Source organism: Tundrisphaera macrotermitis, assembly GCF_051175315.1.
Taxonomy (GTDB): domain Bacteria; phylum Planctomycetota; class Planctomycetia; order Isosphaerales; family Isosphaeraceae; genus Tundrisphaera.
Window position 1 is genome coordinate 1,337,182 of sequence record NZ_CP195100.1, and the last position, 14,035, is coordinate 1,351,216.

Sequence of the window (14,035 nt, forward strand, 5' to 3'; positions counted from 1 at the left end):
GCGGGATGCGGCATCGCCAGGGTCCGGCTATTCTATGGTCCGGGCCCCGACCTCCTCAATGCCGCCCATGCCGCGGCCTCGCCCCGGGAGCCGCCGCGACCATGAAACTCTGGCCCCCGATCCTCGACGACCCGGGCCGTTGCGGCTACCTGCCCGACCGCGACTGGACCCTGGAGTATCAGATCGCCCTGGAGATCGACGCCGCCGAGTACGCCTCCCGGATGCTGGCCGGCTGGCGCAGGTTCGGCCGGTCGCTGTTCCGCCCGGCCTGCGAAGGCTGCCAAGAGTGCCGGCCGATCCGGGTCGACGTCGCCCGGTTCGCGCCGGACCGGTCGCAGCGGAGGGCCCGCAAGGCCAACCAGGGAGACGTCCTCCTGGAGATCGGCGAGCCATCGGCGTCCCGGGAGAACCTCGACCTGTACCGGCGCTATCACGCCCACCAAGCCGGGGCGAAGCAGTGGCCGGACCGGCGTCGCGAAGGGGCGGCCGAATATGTCGAGTCGTTCGTGGACAACCCGTTCCCGACCGAGGAATGGCGGTTCCGCATCGACGGCCGTCTCGTCGGGGTCGGCTACGTGGACTCCCTGCCCGTCGGCCTGTCGGCGATCACCTTCATCTACGACCCGGACTGCCGATCCCGGTCGCTGGGCACCTGGAACGTGCTGGCCCTGATCGACCGGGCCCGGTCCCTGGGCCTGCCGCACGTCTACCTCGGATACCTGGTCGAAGGGTGCGGTTCGATGGCCTACAAGGCCCGGTTCCTCCCCAGCGAGATCCGGGGGGCTGACGGCATCTGGCGCGAATTTCGAGGAATCAGGAGTGGGTGATCGCGGCTAGAGGCCGCGCGCCCCAGGGATGGGACGACTCAACCACTCGACTCGACGCGTGACACCCATGACGACGATCGCTTCCTTCCTGTCGCGGGGCCGGACGCCCGCACGCCCTTCGAACGATGGGGTTTCGGCCCCGTCCGACGCGGCCGCGGCCCTCGACCCGAGGTGGGGGACCGCCGCCCTGACCCTGGCCGTGCTGCTGGGGGTCGCCTTCCGGCTGCGGATGCTCCTGGTCGGACGATCGCTCTGGCTCGACGAAACCATGCTCGCGCTGAACATCTGCGGGCGCTCGTTCGCCGGCCTGTTCGAACCGCTCGATCTCGACCAGGGGGCGCCGATCGGCTTCCTGATCCTGGAAAAGCTGGCGGTGATGGCGTTCGGGCCGACGGAACTGGCGTTGCGGCTCCTGCCGTTCCTGGCCTCGCTGGCGACGCTGGCGCTCCTGTATCGCTTCTGCGCCACCAACCTGGGGCGGTGGGAGGCGATCGTCGCTGTGGCCCTGGCCGGCGTCTCCCCGGCGCTGATCTACTACTCGGGCGAGGTCAAGCAGTACGGGATCGACGTGGCCGTGGGGCTGGCCATCCTGGTCCTGGCCGCCGACGCCATGCGTCTCGGGCTGAGCACCGGCCGGGCCGTCGGGTTCGCCCTGTGCGGCACCGCGGCGGTGTGGGTGTCGCATTCCTCGGTCTTCGTGCTGGCCGCGGCGGGCACGACGGTCATCCTCAACGAGTTGTGGGCCGGCCGGCGCGGTCGGGCGTTGGCGGGCGTGGGCGTCGCCGCGTTCTGGCTGGCCAACTTCGCGGTCGTCTACGTGCTGACCCTCAAGGATCTCGGCCAGAATCAGTTCCTGGAAGATTTCTGGGACGCCGGATTCCTGCCGCTGATCCCGACCTCGCCGGGCGACGTGCGCCGCTATCTGGGCGTCGGGTTCGGCCTGTTCCGGACCCTGTTCTTCAACCTCCAGTCGGACGTGGACCTGTCCTCCAAGATGGAGGTGGTGATGGGCGTGGGCTGGATGGTCGGGGTCGCGACACTGGCCGCGTCCCGGGAGCGCCGGCCCGTCCTGGCCCTTCTCGTCGGCCCGATCGCCGTCGCCCTGCTGGCCTCGATGCTCCACAAGTACCCGCTACGCGATCGCCTCGCCCTGTTCACCGCGGCGGCAACCCTGCCGACCATCGCGGCGGGATTCGTCGGCCTGATCCGCTCGCGGGATCGGACCGGTCAGGCCGCCGGGGTGGCGTTGCTGGCGTGCTGCCTCGCCCTGCCCTCCCTCCAGGCCATCCAGTTCCTCGCCGAACGGCCGAAACTCCACGGCGCCCGCAACGTGCTCACCGGGCTGGCCCGCGACTGGCGGCCGGGGGACGTGGCGGTCGTCGATCGATTCTCCGCCCCGCCGTTCGACTTCTACCAGACCTACGGCGGCATCCCCGGCCTCGACAAGATCCGCCCCGTCGCGCTCGACAAGGACGAGTTGACCGACCCGCGGACCCTGGCCCGCGAGATCCACGCCCACTCCGGCCAGCCTCGCGTCTGGTTCATCCTCGAGGCCGACCTGTCGGACAAGTCCGACGCCCATCGCCAGGCGCTCAAGGCGATCCTCGACGATGGTGGGGAATCGCTGGCGACCCACTCCTCACGACGCTATTCCGCCAACCTCTACCACATCCGTTGATCCGAATCGATCCTCCCCCTGTCGCCCCTTCCCCGACCGCCCCATAATCAGGGACGGTCAGGACGGGTTCGGCAAGCTGGGGAGATAGGCTCATGGGCGCCACGGAAACACGCGTCGAGATCCCGGTGGCCGGGATGACCTGCGGCCACTGCGTGGAGACCGTCCGCCGGGCCATCGAGGCGGTGCCCGGCGTCCGATCGGCCGAGGTCGACCTGGCGAACCATCGCGCGATCATCTCGGCCGACGGGGACGACGTCCCTCGCGGCCGGATCGAATCGGCGATCGTCGCGGCGGGCTATTCGGTCCCGTCGGGAGCCCCTGCCCCGCCGAAGCTCGTCACCATCGGGCTGGCCCCGCCCCGGAACCCGGACCCCATTCCGGCCCCTGCCCCGCCGTCGCCGGAGGAGTGGAACCTCGCCATCGGCGGGATGCACTGCGCCAGCTGCGTGGGCCGGGTCGAAGCGGCGTTGCAAGGCGTGCCGGGGGTCGCCGAGGCCCGGGTCAACCTCGCCACGGAGCGGGCCGGGGTCCGCGTCGACCCGGCCCGGGTGACAGAGGCCCAGCTGGCCGAGGCGGTGAAGCGGGCCGGATATCAGGCCCGGCGGGCGGAGTTGGTGATCGGCGAGGGGGCCGAGACCCTCCGCCGCGAGCGGGCCGAACAGGTCGGCCTCTGGCGCCGGCGGCTGATCGTGGGCGTGGTGGGCACCGTGCCCCTGATCGTCCTAGGGTATCTGCCGATGGCCTATCCCCCGGCCCGAGCCTACCTGACGGCCATCGGCTGGACGATGTTCGCGCTGGCGGCGATCGTCCAGGCGGTGCTGGGCGGCCCGTACCTGCGCGGGGCATGGGAGCGATTGCGGCAAGGGTCGTCGAACATGGATACCCTGATCGCGTTGGGGACCTCGACGGCGTTCGGCTTCGGCGTGGTCCGGCTGATCGACGGCCACGCCCATGACGCCCACTCGTTCATGGACGCGGGGATCATCCTCACGCTGATCACCCTGGGCAAGTACCTCGAAGTCCGCTCGAAGGGATCGGCGGGCGCGGCCATCGAGCGGCTGCTCGACCTGGCGCCCCGGACGGCCACGGTGATCCGGGACGGGGCCGAGATGGAGGTCCCGCTCGGCGAGGTCCGGCCCGGCGAGACCCTCCGCGTCCGGCCCGGCGAGGCGGTGCCCGTCGATGGCCGGGTCGTCGAGGGGGAGACCGAGGTTGACGAGGCGATGCTCACCGGCGAGTCGATGCCGGTGGTGAAGCGGGCCGGGGATCGGGTCGCGGGAGGGACCCGGAACGGCGACGGGACGATCCTGATCGAGGCGCACCGACTCGGCGGCGAGTCCGCCCTGGAGGCGATCGTCCGTCTGGTCCGCGAGGCCCAGAGTTCCAAGGCCGGCGTCCAGCGCCTGGCCGATCGGATCTCGGCCCGGTTCGTCCCGGCGGTCCTGGTGGTGGCGGTGGCCACGCTGGTCGGTTGGGGGACGGTGGGCGGCGACTGGGGCCGGGGCGTCCTGAACGCGGCGGCCGTGCTGATCATCGCCTGCCCGTGTGCCCTGGGGTTGGCCACGCCGATGGCCGTGGCCGTCGCCTCGGGCCGGGGGGCCCGCGCCGGGCTGTTCGTCCGCGAGGCGTCGTCCTTCGAACGCATGGACCGGGTCACGCGGGTGGTCCTGGACAAGACCGGCACCGTGACCGAGGGTCGCCCGGAGGTCGTGGACGTGTTCGCCGCCGACGGGATCGGCCGGGAAGCCCTGCTCGCCCTGGCCGCCGCCGCCGAGTCGGGCAGCGAGCATCCGCTGGCCCGGGCCCTCCAACCGCACCGGGATGGGTCGAAGGTCGAAGGCTTCCGCGCGATCCGGGGCTCGGGCGTGACGGCCACGGTCGACGGCGTGGCCGTCCGGGTCGGATCGCCGGAGTTCCTCGCTTCCGAGGGGATCGACCTGCCCCCGAATTCCGCCGTGGATGCCTGGGAAGACGGGGCGAGGACCGTGCTGCGGGTGGCACGCGACGGGCGGTTCGCGGGCGCCATCGCCCTCCAGGACGCGATCAAGCCGCACGCCCGCGAGGCCATCGCGTCGCTCCGGCGGATGGGCGCGAAGGCCGCCCTGCTGACCGGCGACCACGCCGCGACCGCCTCCGCCGTCGCCCGCGAGGTCGGGATCCCGTCCGATCTCGTCTTCGCCGGGGTCCGGCCCGACGGCAAGGCGGCGAAGATCGAGGAGATGAAGGCCCAGGGCGAGCGGGTGGCGATGGTCGGCGACGGCCTCAACGACGCCCCCGCTCTGGCCGCGGCCGACGTCGGGATCGCGCTCGGCACCGGCACCGACCTGGCCAAGGCGGTCGCCGACGTGGTGGTCGCGACCGGGGATCTCCGCTCGGTGCCCCGCGCCCTCCGGCTGGGCCGGAAGACGCTCCGGGCGATCCGCCAGAACCTGTTCTGGGCCTTCGCCTACAACACGGTCGGGATCCCCCTGGCCGCGTTCGGCCTGATGGGTTCCTACGGCCCTTTGATCGCCGCCGTGGCGATGTCGCTCAGCTCCGTGACGGTGGTCGCGCGGTCGAGCCTGCTGGCCGGGATCAGCCTGGACGAATGAAACGTCGGGATGATCCCGACCGCTTCACCAGTACTTCCACTGGTGCGTCGCCAGGACGTATAGCCCTAACCCCAGGTTGGCCACCATGTGGCTGACGACGCAGGCGAGCAGGCTTTTCGTCCTCCATAGCAGCCCCGCCCAGAGCAGCCCCGTCAGCAAGGCCGGGAGCCACTCCGGATGGGCCGACGCGAACAGGGCCGCGCTGACCCCGGCCGCCATCGGCGTGACCCGGCCGATGGGAACATCGCGGAAGTGGTCGGGGTCGATCACCCACCGGAGGAGGAACGACCGCCAAAACAGTTCCTCGAAGATCGGCACGACGACGACCAGCCCGAGCAACCGCACGGCCAGGAACCCGAACCGGGCGGCCGGCGGGAGGGTGAACGGATCGAAGGCGGCCCGGGCATCCTCCTTGTCGAACCGGTAGTACCAGCCATCGAGCCCCACCCACATCCCCGTCACCAGCACCCCCGCGCCGATCGCCAACGCCCAGCCGAGCATCCCCGGGCGGGGCTTGAGGTCGGACCAGGTCGATCGACCGAACCACATCGCCGCAAGGACCGCCGCGATCTTGGCGGTATAGGCAAGGGGATACCAGGTCGGGTGCGGGCCTCCCCCGCTGCCTTTGGGCAGGTAGCCTTCGAGCATGCTGAACCCGAGGAACACTCCCATCGGCAGCACGTAGGGGAGCCAGGGTCGATCGGGGGCTTCATTCATCGGTCGGTCGCATCGGGATGGAGGGGGAACAGGGAGAGGAGACGGGGGTCGGCCATCGTGTCGATCAGGAGGTCGGCCGCACCCAGGTCCTCGGCCGGGCTGTGCTCGTGGGGCACGCCCACGGCGAACGTCCCGGCCGCCTTCGCCGCAGCGAGTCCGGTCGGCGTGTCCTCCAGGACCAGGACCGACGACGTCGGCACGCCCAGGCGGGCGGCGGCGGTGCGATAGATCTCCGGGTCGGGCTTGTGCTTCGCCACGTCCTCGGCGGCCAGGACGAAGGCGAAGTTGTCGAACAGGCCATGCCCCTTGAGCAGCCGCTCCGCATACGCCCGCCGCGACGAAGTCGCCACCGCCCTGGGGATGCCGAGGGCGATCAGGCGATCGAGGAGCGCGAACAGTCCCGGGGTCGGATGGACGGCGGCGTCGATCTCGGCCATGAACCGCTCGCGGGCCTCGGCCATCAGGGCCTCGGGCTCGTCCTCCAGCCCGGTCATCGTCTTGAAGGCCAGGCCCGACTCGTTCCCCTGCCGGCCGATCATGGCCCGCATGATCTCCAGGGTGAATCGCTTCCCCCGGGCCTGGAGCATCTCCGACGCGACCCGGAAGAACAGGGCCTCGGTGTCGAACATGGTGCCGTCGAGGTCGAAGACCACGGCGCGAATCGGGGTGGGCCCGGTCATCGGGCGGCCCCGATCCCGGCCGAGGCGGCACGACGGCCCCGGACGCTCTCGGGGAATAGCGTCTCCTGATCGAGGGTCCCGTCCTCGGAGAGCGGAAGTGGCCGGAAGTCGGACTCGAACCGGAGGCCGGGGTTCGACTCGACCTCGGCGGCGAGTGCCGGGGTGACCCAGAGATGGGCGATCTCCAGGGTATTGGGGATCAGGACCATCCGCGCGTGTTCGGCCGGGTCGATCCGCCAGCAGGTATCCAGGCAGGCGTCGATCACGTCGCGGTCGGTGGACAGGGAGAGCGGGACGCGGGCGCGGGTCAGGAAATTGGAGGTGATGCTGTTGACCCGGGTCGGCACCGGGTCGATGCCGGCGACGAAGCGGTCGGTGGTCAGGTCGGCCAGGCCGATGCCGTTGGCGTTGCCCTTGGTCTCGGGCGAGAGGTCGAGCACGGCCAGCCGGGTGACAACCGGACGCGGCAGGTCGGGCATCGTCTCGACACGCTGCCGACCGATCACGTTGGGGTCCAGGCCGGTGCCGCTGTAGTTCTTGCCCAGTTCGCCGATCAGGAGGACGTCGATCTGGTCGAACGGGAGCGTGCCCATCAAGGTGCGGGACTCGTCGAGCAGTCGGGGCTCGACCTCCAGCAGATCCTCGGGCTCGACGCCGACGACCCGCGCGGTCCGCTCGTCGGCATTCTCCAGCAGGGCCACGCCGAGGGCGACCTTGGTGTTGGCCAGGAGGAAGGCCCCGACCTCGGGGATCATCCGCTTGAGCCCGGGGAGCCCCAGCTTGTGGACCTGGGTCGCCCCCTCCCGCTTGCCCAGCCCGATGGTGAGCATCTTGAGCAGGCCGCTCTCGTATCGCCCGGTGAACGAGGTGTGCGGCTTGATCCGGTTCAGGAGGACGATCCCATCGGCCCGGTGGGCGTTGGCGTCGAAGGCGATCGGCAGGCCGAAGCCGTTGGTCCCCAGCGTGACGGTGTCCATCTCGGAGCGGATGGGGCAGCCGACCGACGCCTCGGTCACGCCGAACTCGGCGAGCATGGCCTTCTGCCCTTCGGCGGTCCCCCCGCCGTGGCTGCCCATCGCGGCGACGATGAAAGGGTTGAGCCCGAGGGCCTTCAACGCATCCACGGCGGCGCGGGCGATGCCGTCGATCCCGGCGATGCCCCGGCTGCCGACCGTCAGCGCCACCGATCCGCCCGGCTTGATGCGGGAGGCGATCCGACTCGACCGGATCGCCCCGGCCACGGCGGCGGGGACGTCGTCGACCTGCGGCTGGCGGAAGACCTGGCGGACGCGGGCGATCGGGGGGCGTTTCATCGGGTGGGCTCGCTGGGGTCGATCGGGCCGCTGGATCATAACGCAACGAGGCGGGCGCCGGGGAGTGATCCCCGACGCCCGCCCGTGTGCTTCATCCCGGTTTCGGGAGAACTCAGGCCGCGGCGCGGTTGCGGCGGACGCGGCGGGCGACGGCGGCCCCGCCGATGATCCCGGCCCAGGCCAGGAAGGTGGCGGGCTCGGGGATCGGGACCGGGTTCACTTCGCCGCCGGTGGCGGTGTAGACGGTGGGGACGGTGCCCGTGGTGGGCGAGTCGCTCAGGATGCCGGCACCGACGGCGGTGAACGGCTGCTTGCTGATCACGACCAGGGTGGCGCTATCGGCCCCGGCGGGGAGGGGGTTGGTCTCGTCATTGGCGAAGGTCGCCACGATCGAGCCGAACTTCTTGGAGGAGTCGGGCCGCCAGCTCAGGGCGGTCGGGGCCTGGATCTCGGTGCCGGTGCCGGCCTGCGGGGGGACCAGGCCGCCGATCTGGCCGTCCTTCACCAGGTAGGTGTAGGCATCGACGGGGTTGCCGTCGCCGTCCGAGGAGAAGGAGGTCTTGATCGGGGTGGCGTCGAACCGCCACGACAGGCTGTTGACGTGGGCGGGGACGGACTGATCGTCCTCGCTGTTCACGTTGTTGACGCCGACCTGGTAGGCGTAGGCGAACAGGCCGGCGGCGGCGGTGCCGTCCTTGCCTTCGAAGACCTGGGAATAGATGGTCCCGGTGGGGCTGCTACCGTAGTTGGCGAACTGGTAGGTCGAGGCCATCGGGTCCGACTTGGCCGTGAACAGCTCGGAGAACTGCGAGGCGGTCAGTTCGGGGGTGGCGAGCGTCTGGGGCTTCAACGCGGCTGCCCGCAGGTTGGGGGCAGCGACGGATGCCAGGGTCAGGGCGAGCGCGAAGGTCAGCTTGTTCATCTATCTCGATCTTCCAAGGTTGATCAAGGAGGGTTCGTCCGTCGAACCCCTTCCAGCGGACCCAATCCGTGAGCCCACTGTCCGGGGGGTCTCCCCGGGTCATTCCCTCGGGCCGGACTCGCCGCGATGCGGCACGTCCGGTCGGTCCCCGATCGACGACGGCTGGTGGACGGAATCGAAGCGTCCTGGACTGGCCCCCGAGGGGGCCGTGAATCCGGGGGAGAAATCCTCAAGAATTTCTCGCCCGGTCAGCGTGTCGGGAAGGTACCCGCGGTTTCGATCGGGGTCAACACGGGAATTTTCGATCCATGGCCGGCCATCGCCGGTCAGGAGAGCCGCTCCGGCGCGAGCGACGACCCCGGCAGGACTTGGGCCTCTTCGGGGCAATCGCGTTCGGCGATCCTCGGCGAGACCGGTGCTGATACCACCTCCTCGCACACCACGACCACAGTCACCTCGGCCTCCTCGACCGCGACGGCCTCCGGCGAGGGGGTCGGCTCGTGGATGGCGTGGAGGTCGTCGGGCGGCAGCGGCTGGTCGTCCGCGGTGATCAGCACCGGTGGGCCGACCAGCTTCCCGGCGCGGAGCCGTCCCTTGATGTAGCGATGGAGGAGCCAGATGGCCAACGCCAGGCCGATCACGGGGGTGATGTAGGCCTTGGCGTCGTTGAAGCCCTCCTCGACCTTGCTCGCGAAGGCGTATCCGAGGCCGAACATCAGCAGGGTGCTGAAGGTCGCGGCGCAGAGGTCGATGAGGAACAGGCGGAGGACCGGCAGCTGGAGGATGCCCGCCGTGAGGTAGGCGGCCGTCCGGAAGCCGACCGCGAACCGGCCCAGGACCAGGATCTTCACCCCGTGACGGTGGAAGTATCCCTTGATCTGCGCCTCGCGTTCCTTGGTGAGGAACTTGCGGGTCAGCTTGAAGCCCAGGACCTTCTCGCCGTAGAAGTAGCCCAGGAAGAAGACGATGAAATCGCCGATCAGGACGCCCGACAGGCAGGAGATCAGCGCGGGCGGCCAGAGCATGGTCCCTTTGCGGACCAGGATCGCCGCCAGGATGATCGGGGCCTCCTCGGGGACCGGGAGGCCCAGCCCGCCCAGGACCAGGACCAGGAAGATGCCGAAATATCCGAAATGTTGGATCAGGGCGTCCGCCAAGATCGGCTCCCGGTTCGACCTCGGCGACGGCGATCGGCGCAATGCCGACGGGGACGACCCGGGCACACGATGCGCCCGGGTCGTCCCCGTCGTTGGTACCATATCGCGGGCGGATCGTCAAAACGGAGTCCGCCCGGATGTCCGAGATCGGTCAGCGAGATCGGCCCGACGCGCGGACCGGGATGGGCACCAGTGCGGGCTTGCGGCGACGACCGACGAGCGCCTCGGCGACCGAGGCGAGCCGGCTTTCCGCCGCCCGGACGGCGGCATCGGCCGCGCGAGCGATCGACTTGACGATGGCCCCTGATCCGATCATAACTCGGTCTCCCGAATGGGTCCGATGGGACGTGATCTCGGCATGGAGATCGCCGGGGAAGGCTCATGGCTTTTCGGCGATCGCTGACAACATCTTCGGCATTCTTCCGGCCGGGTCGACAGATTCACCGCCGTCGACCCGCGGCACCGGCACGCGGCCGAGTCGCGCCGGGCATCGGGGGAGGACCGCCCATCTTTTGTATTGTACGCCTGCGGTCAGGGTCGTGACCAGCCTCGGCGGCGGATTCCGCCGGAGCCGGCCGGCACCCGACCGGGGGAGGAGGCGATGCGATGGCGGCGGTCCGGACCCTGGCGTTGGTGATCCGATCCTCGGATGTCTTTGAAACGAGCACCATCGCGACTTTGTTCACCCGCGAACTCGGGAAGATTTCCGGGCTGGCCAAGGGGGCAAGAAGGCTCAAGTCGCCGATGCAGGGTGGCCTTGACCTCGTGGGCGTTTCCGATATCGTGCTGCTGCACAAGGCGTCCGACGCGCTGGACCTCATCATCGCGGCCACGCCCGTCGAACGGTTCGATCCCCTCCGCCGCGACCTGGCGGCCCTGTATGCCGGCTACTACATCGCCGAGCTGCTGTCGGAACTGACCGACTTCCAAGATCCCCACCCTCGCCTGTTCGACGCGGCCCTGGTGACGTTGCGGCATCTGGGCGAGCCCCGATTGCGGCCGAGGCGGCTGGCCCGTTTCGAGCTGGCGTGCCTGAGGGAGATGGGATTGATGCCCTCGCTGGACGAGTGTGCCCACTGCGGCGTCGAGGTGATCGCCGAGGGGGATCGCTTCGCGTTCGGCCTGGCGACGGGCGGGATCCTCTGCCCCGGCTGCCGGCCGGGGCAGCCCCACGTGGCGACCCTGAGCGGGCGGACCCTGGCCGCGATCCGGGCCCTGGCCGCGCCGGGCCCCGCCTGGCGCGACCTGGACTGGGACGAGTCCGACCTGCCCCCGCTCCGGGCGACCCTGGGCGCGGTGATCAGCCATGCGATTGGCCGGCGGCCCCGCCTCCTGCCTTACCTGGGAGTCTGAATGATGGCCAAGAATCCACGACATCCCCGACGCCGCCCCGCGATCGCGGCCGCCGCCCGCCGCGGGCTGGCCGTCGCGACGATCCTGGCCGCCATCGGGGGCACCGGGGAGGCCGGGCCGATCGCCCGCTGGTTGAGCGGCGACCCCGCCTATGGCCAGGGGGCCCCCAAGCCCACCGGCAACCAGACGCCGTCGCTCCTGGGCCGATGGCTGACCGGGGACCGCACCCCCCATGCGTCGGAGGTCAACGGCCCCTCGATCCGCCTCGGCGCCGACGGCTGGGAGTCGACCAAGGTCGCCGCCAACCCCGAGCTGGACGCCGAACTCGCGGCCGCCATGAAGGTGTTCGAGGCCGGCAAGTACGCCGAGGCCCTCCCCCTGCTGAACAAGATCGCCAATCGCGAGTCCAAGAAGGGGACCTCCCCCTGGTATCAGCAGGCCCTGTTCTACGCCGGGGAATGCCAGTTCCAGCTCGGCAAGTACGTGGACGCCAATAACAGCTTCGAGACCCTGGTGAAGAAGAACCCGGGGCTGGAGCCCAAGTACCTCGACAAGGTCGTGGCCCGCGAGTACCAGATCGCCCAGATCTGGCTGGCCGCGGAAGACCCCAAGGCCAAGCCCCTCCCCTTCACCGCCCGGTTCACCGGCCAGATGCCGATGGTCGACTCCGACAGCCACGCGGTGAAGATCCTGGAGCAGGTCCGGCTCCACGACAGCAAGGGGCCGCTCTCCGACGTCGCCGTGCTGCGGATGGCGGACCACTACCACACGATCGGCGACTACGAATCCGCCGCCCTGTACTACGACCAGCTCGTCGCCGACCACGCCAAGAGCGAGTATCGCGAGCGGGCGATGCGGTCGAGCATCGACGCCAAGATGAAGAGCTACCTCGGGCCCAAGTACGACAAGACGGGCCTGGAGTCCGCCCGCGAGATGGTCAAGCAGGCGATGGTCAACTACCCCGAGGACGTCGCCGCATCCAAGGATCTGTACCACACCCTCGACCTCATCAATGATGAGGAGGCGGCCAGCGTCTTCGAGGCCGGCATGTACTACGTCCGGGCGATGAAGCCGACCTCGGCCGAGTACCAGTTCGGCATGGTCATGGCGAAGTGGCCCAAGAGCAAGTGGGCCGCCATGGCCAAGAAGGAGATGGCCGCCATCGCCAAGGCCCCGCGCAAGGCGAGCCTGCCGAGCAAGATCATGACCCTCCCCGGCAGCACCGACTCGTTCACCGGCGGCGCCAGCTCCGGGGCCGGGACGGGCATGGGCGGGGCCAGCAGCGCGGGCGGCATGGGCGCCTCGCCTTATTGATTCCGAGGATCGGTCCCCCCACGGATGGGTTGACCAGCAGGGTGAACCGCCGCCAACGACGGCATCGGGAAGGAATCGACGATGCGACCCAACAAGCCCACCCGGAGAGCCTTCGGGCTCGGCATCGCCGCCCTGTTCGCCGTCTCCGGGGGGGGATGCGGCTACACGGTCCGCCCCCCGTATGATCCCAACATCCGCACCGTCTACGTCCCGATCTTCCGCTCCGTCACCTTCCGTCGCGACCTCAACCTGATGCTGACGGAGGCCGTGATCAAGGAGATCGGCCGCCGGACCCCCTACCACGTCGTCGGCACCCCCGAGGGCGCCGACACCACGCTGGACGGGACGATCAACTTCTCGGACAAGAACATCATCGTCCCCAGCCCGGTCAACCTGCCGCGCCAGCTCTCCACCCTCGTGATCGCGACGGTGACCTGGACCGACAACACGGTGGCCCCGGAAGACCGCAAGGACACCAACCCGGCGGTCGTCTCCGAGATGTTCAACTTCTTCCCGGAGCTGGGCGACACGACGCAGGCCGCCTTCGCCAAGTGCTTCGACAAGCTGGCCATCCAGATCGTCAACATGATGGAAGAGCCATGGTGAGCCCGACGTGGATGGCCCGCGGGCGGGCGGTGGTGGACGGCCCCCGCCCTCGCGTGATGGCGATCCTGAATGCGACCCCGGACAGCTTCTCCGACGGGGGGCAGGCGGCCGAGGTCGACGCGGCGCTGGCCCGGGCCGAGTCCTTCATCGAGGAAGGGGCCGACCTGATCGACGTCGGCGGGGAGTCGAGCCGGCCCGGGGCCGAACCGATCTCCGTCGACGAGGAACGACGGCGGGTAATCCCCGTCGTCCGCGCCCTGGCCGGGCGATTCTCAATACCGATCTCGGTGGACACGACCAAGGCCGAGGTCGCCCGCGAGGCGATCGACGCCGGGGCCTCCATCATCAACGATATCCGGGGGCTCGCCGACCCCGCACTCGGATCCGTCGTCGCCTCGGCCGACGCTGGCGTGGTGCTGATGCACATGGCCGGCGACCCCCGGACCATGCAGGTCGCCCCGCAATATAAGGATGTCGTCGCCGAGGTCCGCGACGCCCTCGCCCTGATGATCGCGCGGGCGGAAGCCCTGGGGATCCCGCGCGAGCGGATCAGCGTCGATCCCGGGATCGGGTTCGGCAAGACCTTCGCGCACAACCTCGAACTCCTCCGCCACCTCGAACAATTCGCCTCTCTGGGGTGTGCCCTGCTGATCGGCACGTCGCGCAAGGGTTTCCTCGGCCAGTTGACCGGGCAGCCGGTCGGCGGGCGCGGGGTGGCTTCGGCGGCCTCGGCGCTGGCGGCGGTCGCGGCGGGGGCGAACATCGTCCGGGTCCATGATGTCCGGATGACCGTCGACGCGCTCCGCGTCTGGAACGCCCAGCGCGGCGGTTGGTGATCGAGCGCGATTGCCACCCCCGAGGGCATCGAGGTATCGTG

Annotated in this window: 13 protein-coding genes; 7 read left to right on the forward strand and 6 right to left on the reverse strand. The window is 70.1% G+C overall.

Annotated features, from left to right (window positions below; all coding sequences use genetic code 11):
• The first annotated feature begins 101 nt into the window (after positions 1-101).
• The 3 genes from TA3x_RS05745 (at position 102) to TA3x_RS05755 (ending at position 5,096) form a co-directional block, all read left to right on the forward strand.
• Entirely contained in the window at positions 102-827 is a 726-nt protein-coding gene (locus tag TA3x_RS05745) for an arginyltransferase (RefSeq protein WP_435019173.1), read from the forward strand.
• A 67-nt stretch (positions 828-894) separates the two neighbouring features.
• Positions 895-2,505 carry a hypothetical protein gene (locus TA3x_RS05750; RefSeq protein ID WP_435019175.1) on the forward strand — a complete coding sequence of 537 codons (1,611 nt, stop codon included), beginning with the start codon at positions 895-897 and terminating at the stop codon, positions 2,503-2,505.
• 92 nt (positions 2,506-2,597) lie between these two features.
• Positions 2,598-5,096, forward strand: a complete 2,499-nt coding sequence (locus TA3x_RS05755; RefSeq protein WP_435019177.1) for a heavy metal translocating P-type ATPase — start codon at positions 2,598-2,600, stop codon at positions 5,094-5,096.
• Between the two features lie 24 nt (positions 5,097-5,120).
• Here TA3x_RS05755 and TA3x_RS05760 read toward each other — a convergent pair whose 3' ends face one another.
• The 6 genes from TA3x_RS05760 to TA3x_RS05785 all read right to left on the reverse strand — a co-directional run bounded on the left by TA3x_RS05760 (position 5,121) and on the right by TA3x_RS05785 (position 10,201).
• Entirely contained in the window at positions 5,121-5,813 is a 693-nt protein-coding gene (locus TA3x_RS05760) for a CAAX prenyl protease-related protein (RefSeq protein WP_435019178.1), read from the reverse strand.
• The gene (locus tag TA3x_RS05765; protein WP_435019180.1) at positions 5,810-6,493 is read right to left on the reverse strand and encodes an HAD family hydrolase; all 684 of its coding nucleotides are present in this window, start codon (positions 6,491-6,493) and stop codon (positions 5,810-5,812) included. Before TA3x_RS05765 ends, TA3x_RS05760 begins: the two co-directional genes overlap by 4 nt.
• Complete coding sequence (locus tag TA3x_RS05770) at positions 6,490-7,806, reverse strand: lactate racemase domain-containing protein (protein WP_435019182.1); 1,317 nt, start codon at positions 7,804-7,806, stop codon at positions 6,490-6,492. Before TA3x_RS05770 ends, TA3x_RS05765 begins: the two co-directional genes overlap by 4 nt.
• Positions 7,807-7,918: 112 nt before the next feature.
• Positions 7,919-8,728 carry a hypothetical protein gene (locus TA3x_RS05775; protein WP_435019184.1) on the reverse strand — a complete coding sequence of 270 codons (810 nt, stop codon included), beginning with the start codon at positions 8,726-8,728 and terminating at the stop codon, positions 7,919-7,921.
• A gap of 326 nt (positions 8,729-9,054) precedes the next feature.
• Positions 9,055-9,885, reverse strand: a complete 831-nt coding sequence (locus TA3x_RS05780; protein WP_435019186.1) for a DedA family protein — start codon at positions 9,883-9,885, stop codon at positions 9,055-9,057.
• A gap of 151 nt (positions 9,886-10,036) precedes the next feature.
• Positions 10,037-10,201: a hypothetical protein gene (locus tag TA3x_RS05785; protein WP_435019187.1), complete on the reverse strand. Its 165-nt coding sequence runs from the start codon at positions 10,199-10,201 to the stop codon at positions 10,037-10,039.
• A gap of 290 nt (positions 10,202-10,491) precedes the next feature.
• Between TA3x_RS05785 and recO the strand changes: the two genes are divergently transcribed.
• From recO to folP, 4 genes are all read left to right on the forward strand, one after another.
• Positions 10,492-11,238 (forward strand): DNA repair protein RecO, encoded by a 747-nt coding sequence (gene recO, locus TA3x_RS05790; protein WP_435019188.1) that lies wholly within the window; start codon positions 10,492-10,494, stop codon positions 11,236-11,238.
• 3 nt (positions 11,239-11,241) lie between these two features.
• On the forward strand, positions 11,242-12,552 hold the full coding sequence (locus tag TA3x_RS05795) for a tetratricopeptide repeat protein (RefSeq protein WP_435019190.1): 1,311 nt from the start codon (positions 11,242-11,244) through the stop codon (positions 12,550-12,552).
• Between the two features lie 81 nt (positions 12,553-12,633).
• Positions 12,634-13,158 (forward strand): LPS assembly lipoprotein LptE, encoded by a 525-nt coding sequence (gene lptE / locus TA3x_RS05800; RefSeq protein ID WP_435019192.1) that lies wholly within the window; start codon positions 12,634-12,636, stop codon positions 13,156-13,158.
• Entirely contained in the window at positions 13,152-13,994 is an 843-nt protein-coding gene (gene folP, locus TA3x_RS05805; protein ID WP_435019194.1) for a dihydropteroate synthase, read from the forward strand. The genes lptE and folP overlap by 7 nt, the downstream gene beginning before the upstream one ends.
• The last annotated feature ends 41 nt before the right edge of the window (positions 13,995-14,035 follow it).

Bases quoted from the DNA above. Each gene is read 5' to 3' on its own strand.
- TA3x_RS05765 (WP_435019180.1), bottom strand. From the start codon at position 6,493: ATGACCGGGCCCACCCCGATTCGCGCCGTGGTCTTCGACCTCGACGGC.
- TA3x_RS05760 (WP_435019178.1), bottom strand. From the start codon at position 5,813: ATGAATGAAGCCCCCGATCGACCCTGGCTCCCCTACGTGCTGCCGATG.
- TA3x_RS05785 (WP_435019187.1), bottom strand. From the start codon at position 10,201: ATGATCGGATCAGGGGCCATCGTCAAGTCGATCGCTCGCGCGGCCGAT.
- TA3x_RS05775 (WP_435019184.1), bottom strand. From the start codon at position 8,728: ATGAACAAGCTGACCTTCGCGCTCGCCCTGACCCTGGCATCCGTCGCT.
- TA3x_RS05770 (WP_435019182.1), bottom strand. From the start codon at position 7,806: ATGAAACGCCCCCCGATCGCCCGCGTCCGCCAGGTCTTCCGCCAGCCG.
- lptE (WP_435019192.1), top strand. From the start codon at position 12,634: ATGCGACCCAACAAGCCCACCCGGAGAGCCTTCGGGCTCGGCATCGCC.
- TA3x_RS05750 (WP_435019175.1), top strand. From the start codon at position 895: ATGACGACGATCGCTTCCTTCCTGTCGCGGGGCCGGACGCCCGCACGC.
- TA3x_RS05755 (WP_435019177.1), top strand. From the start codon at position 2,598: ATGGGCGCCACGGAAACACGCGTCGAGATCCCGGTGGCCGGGATGACC.
- TA3x_RS05745 (WP_435019173.1), top strand. From the start codon at position 102: ATGAAACTCTGGCCCCCGATCCTCGACGACCCGGGCCGTTGCGGCTAC.
- TA3x_RS05795 (WP_435019190.1), top strand. From the start codon at position 11,242: ATGGCCAAGAATCCACGACATCCCCGACGCCGCCCCGCGATCGCGGCC.
- folP (WP_435019194.1), top strand. From the start codon at position 13,152: ATGGTGAGCCCGACGTGGATGGCCCGCGGGCGGGCGGTGGTGGACGGC.
- recO (WP_435019188.1), top strand. From the start codon at position 10,492: ATGGCGGCGGTCCGGACCCTGGCGTTGGTGATCCGATCCTCGGATGTC.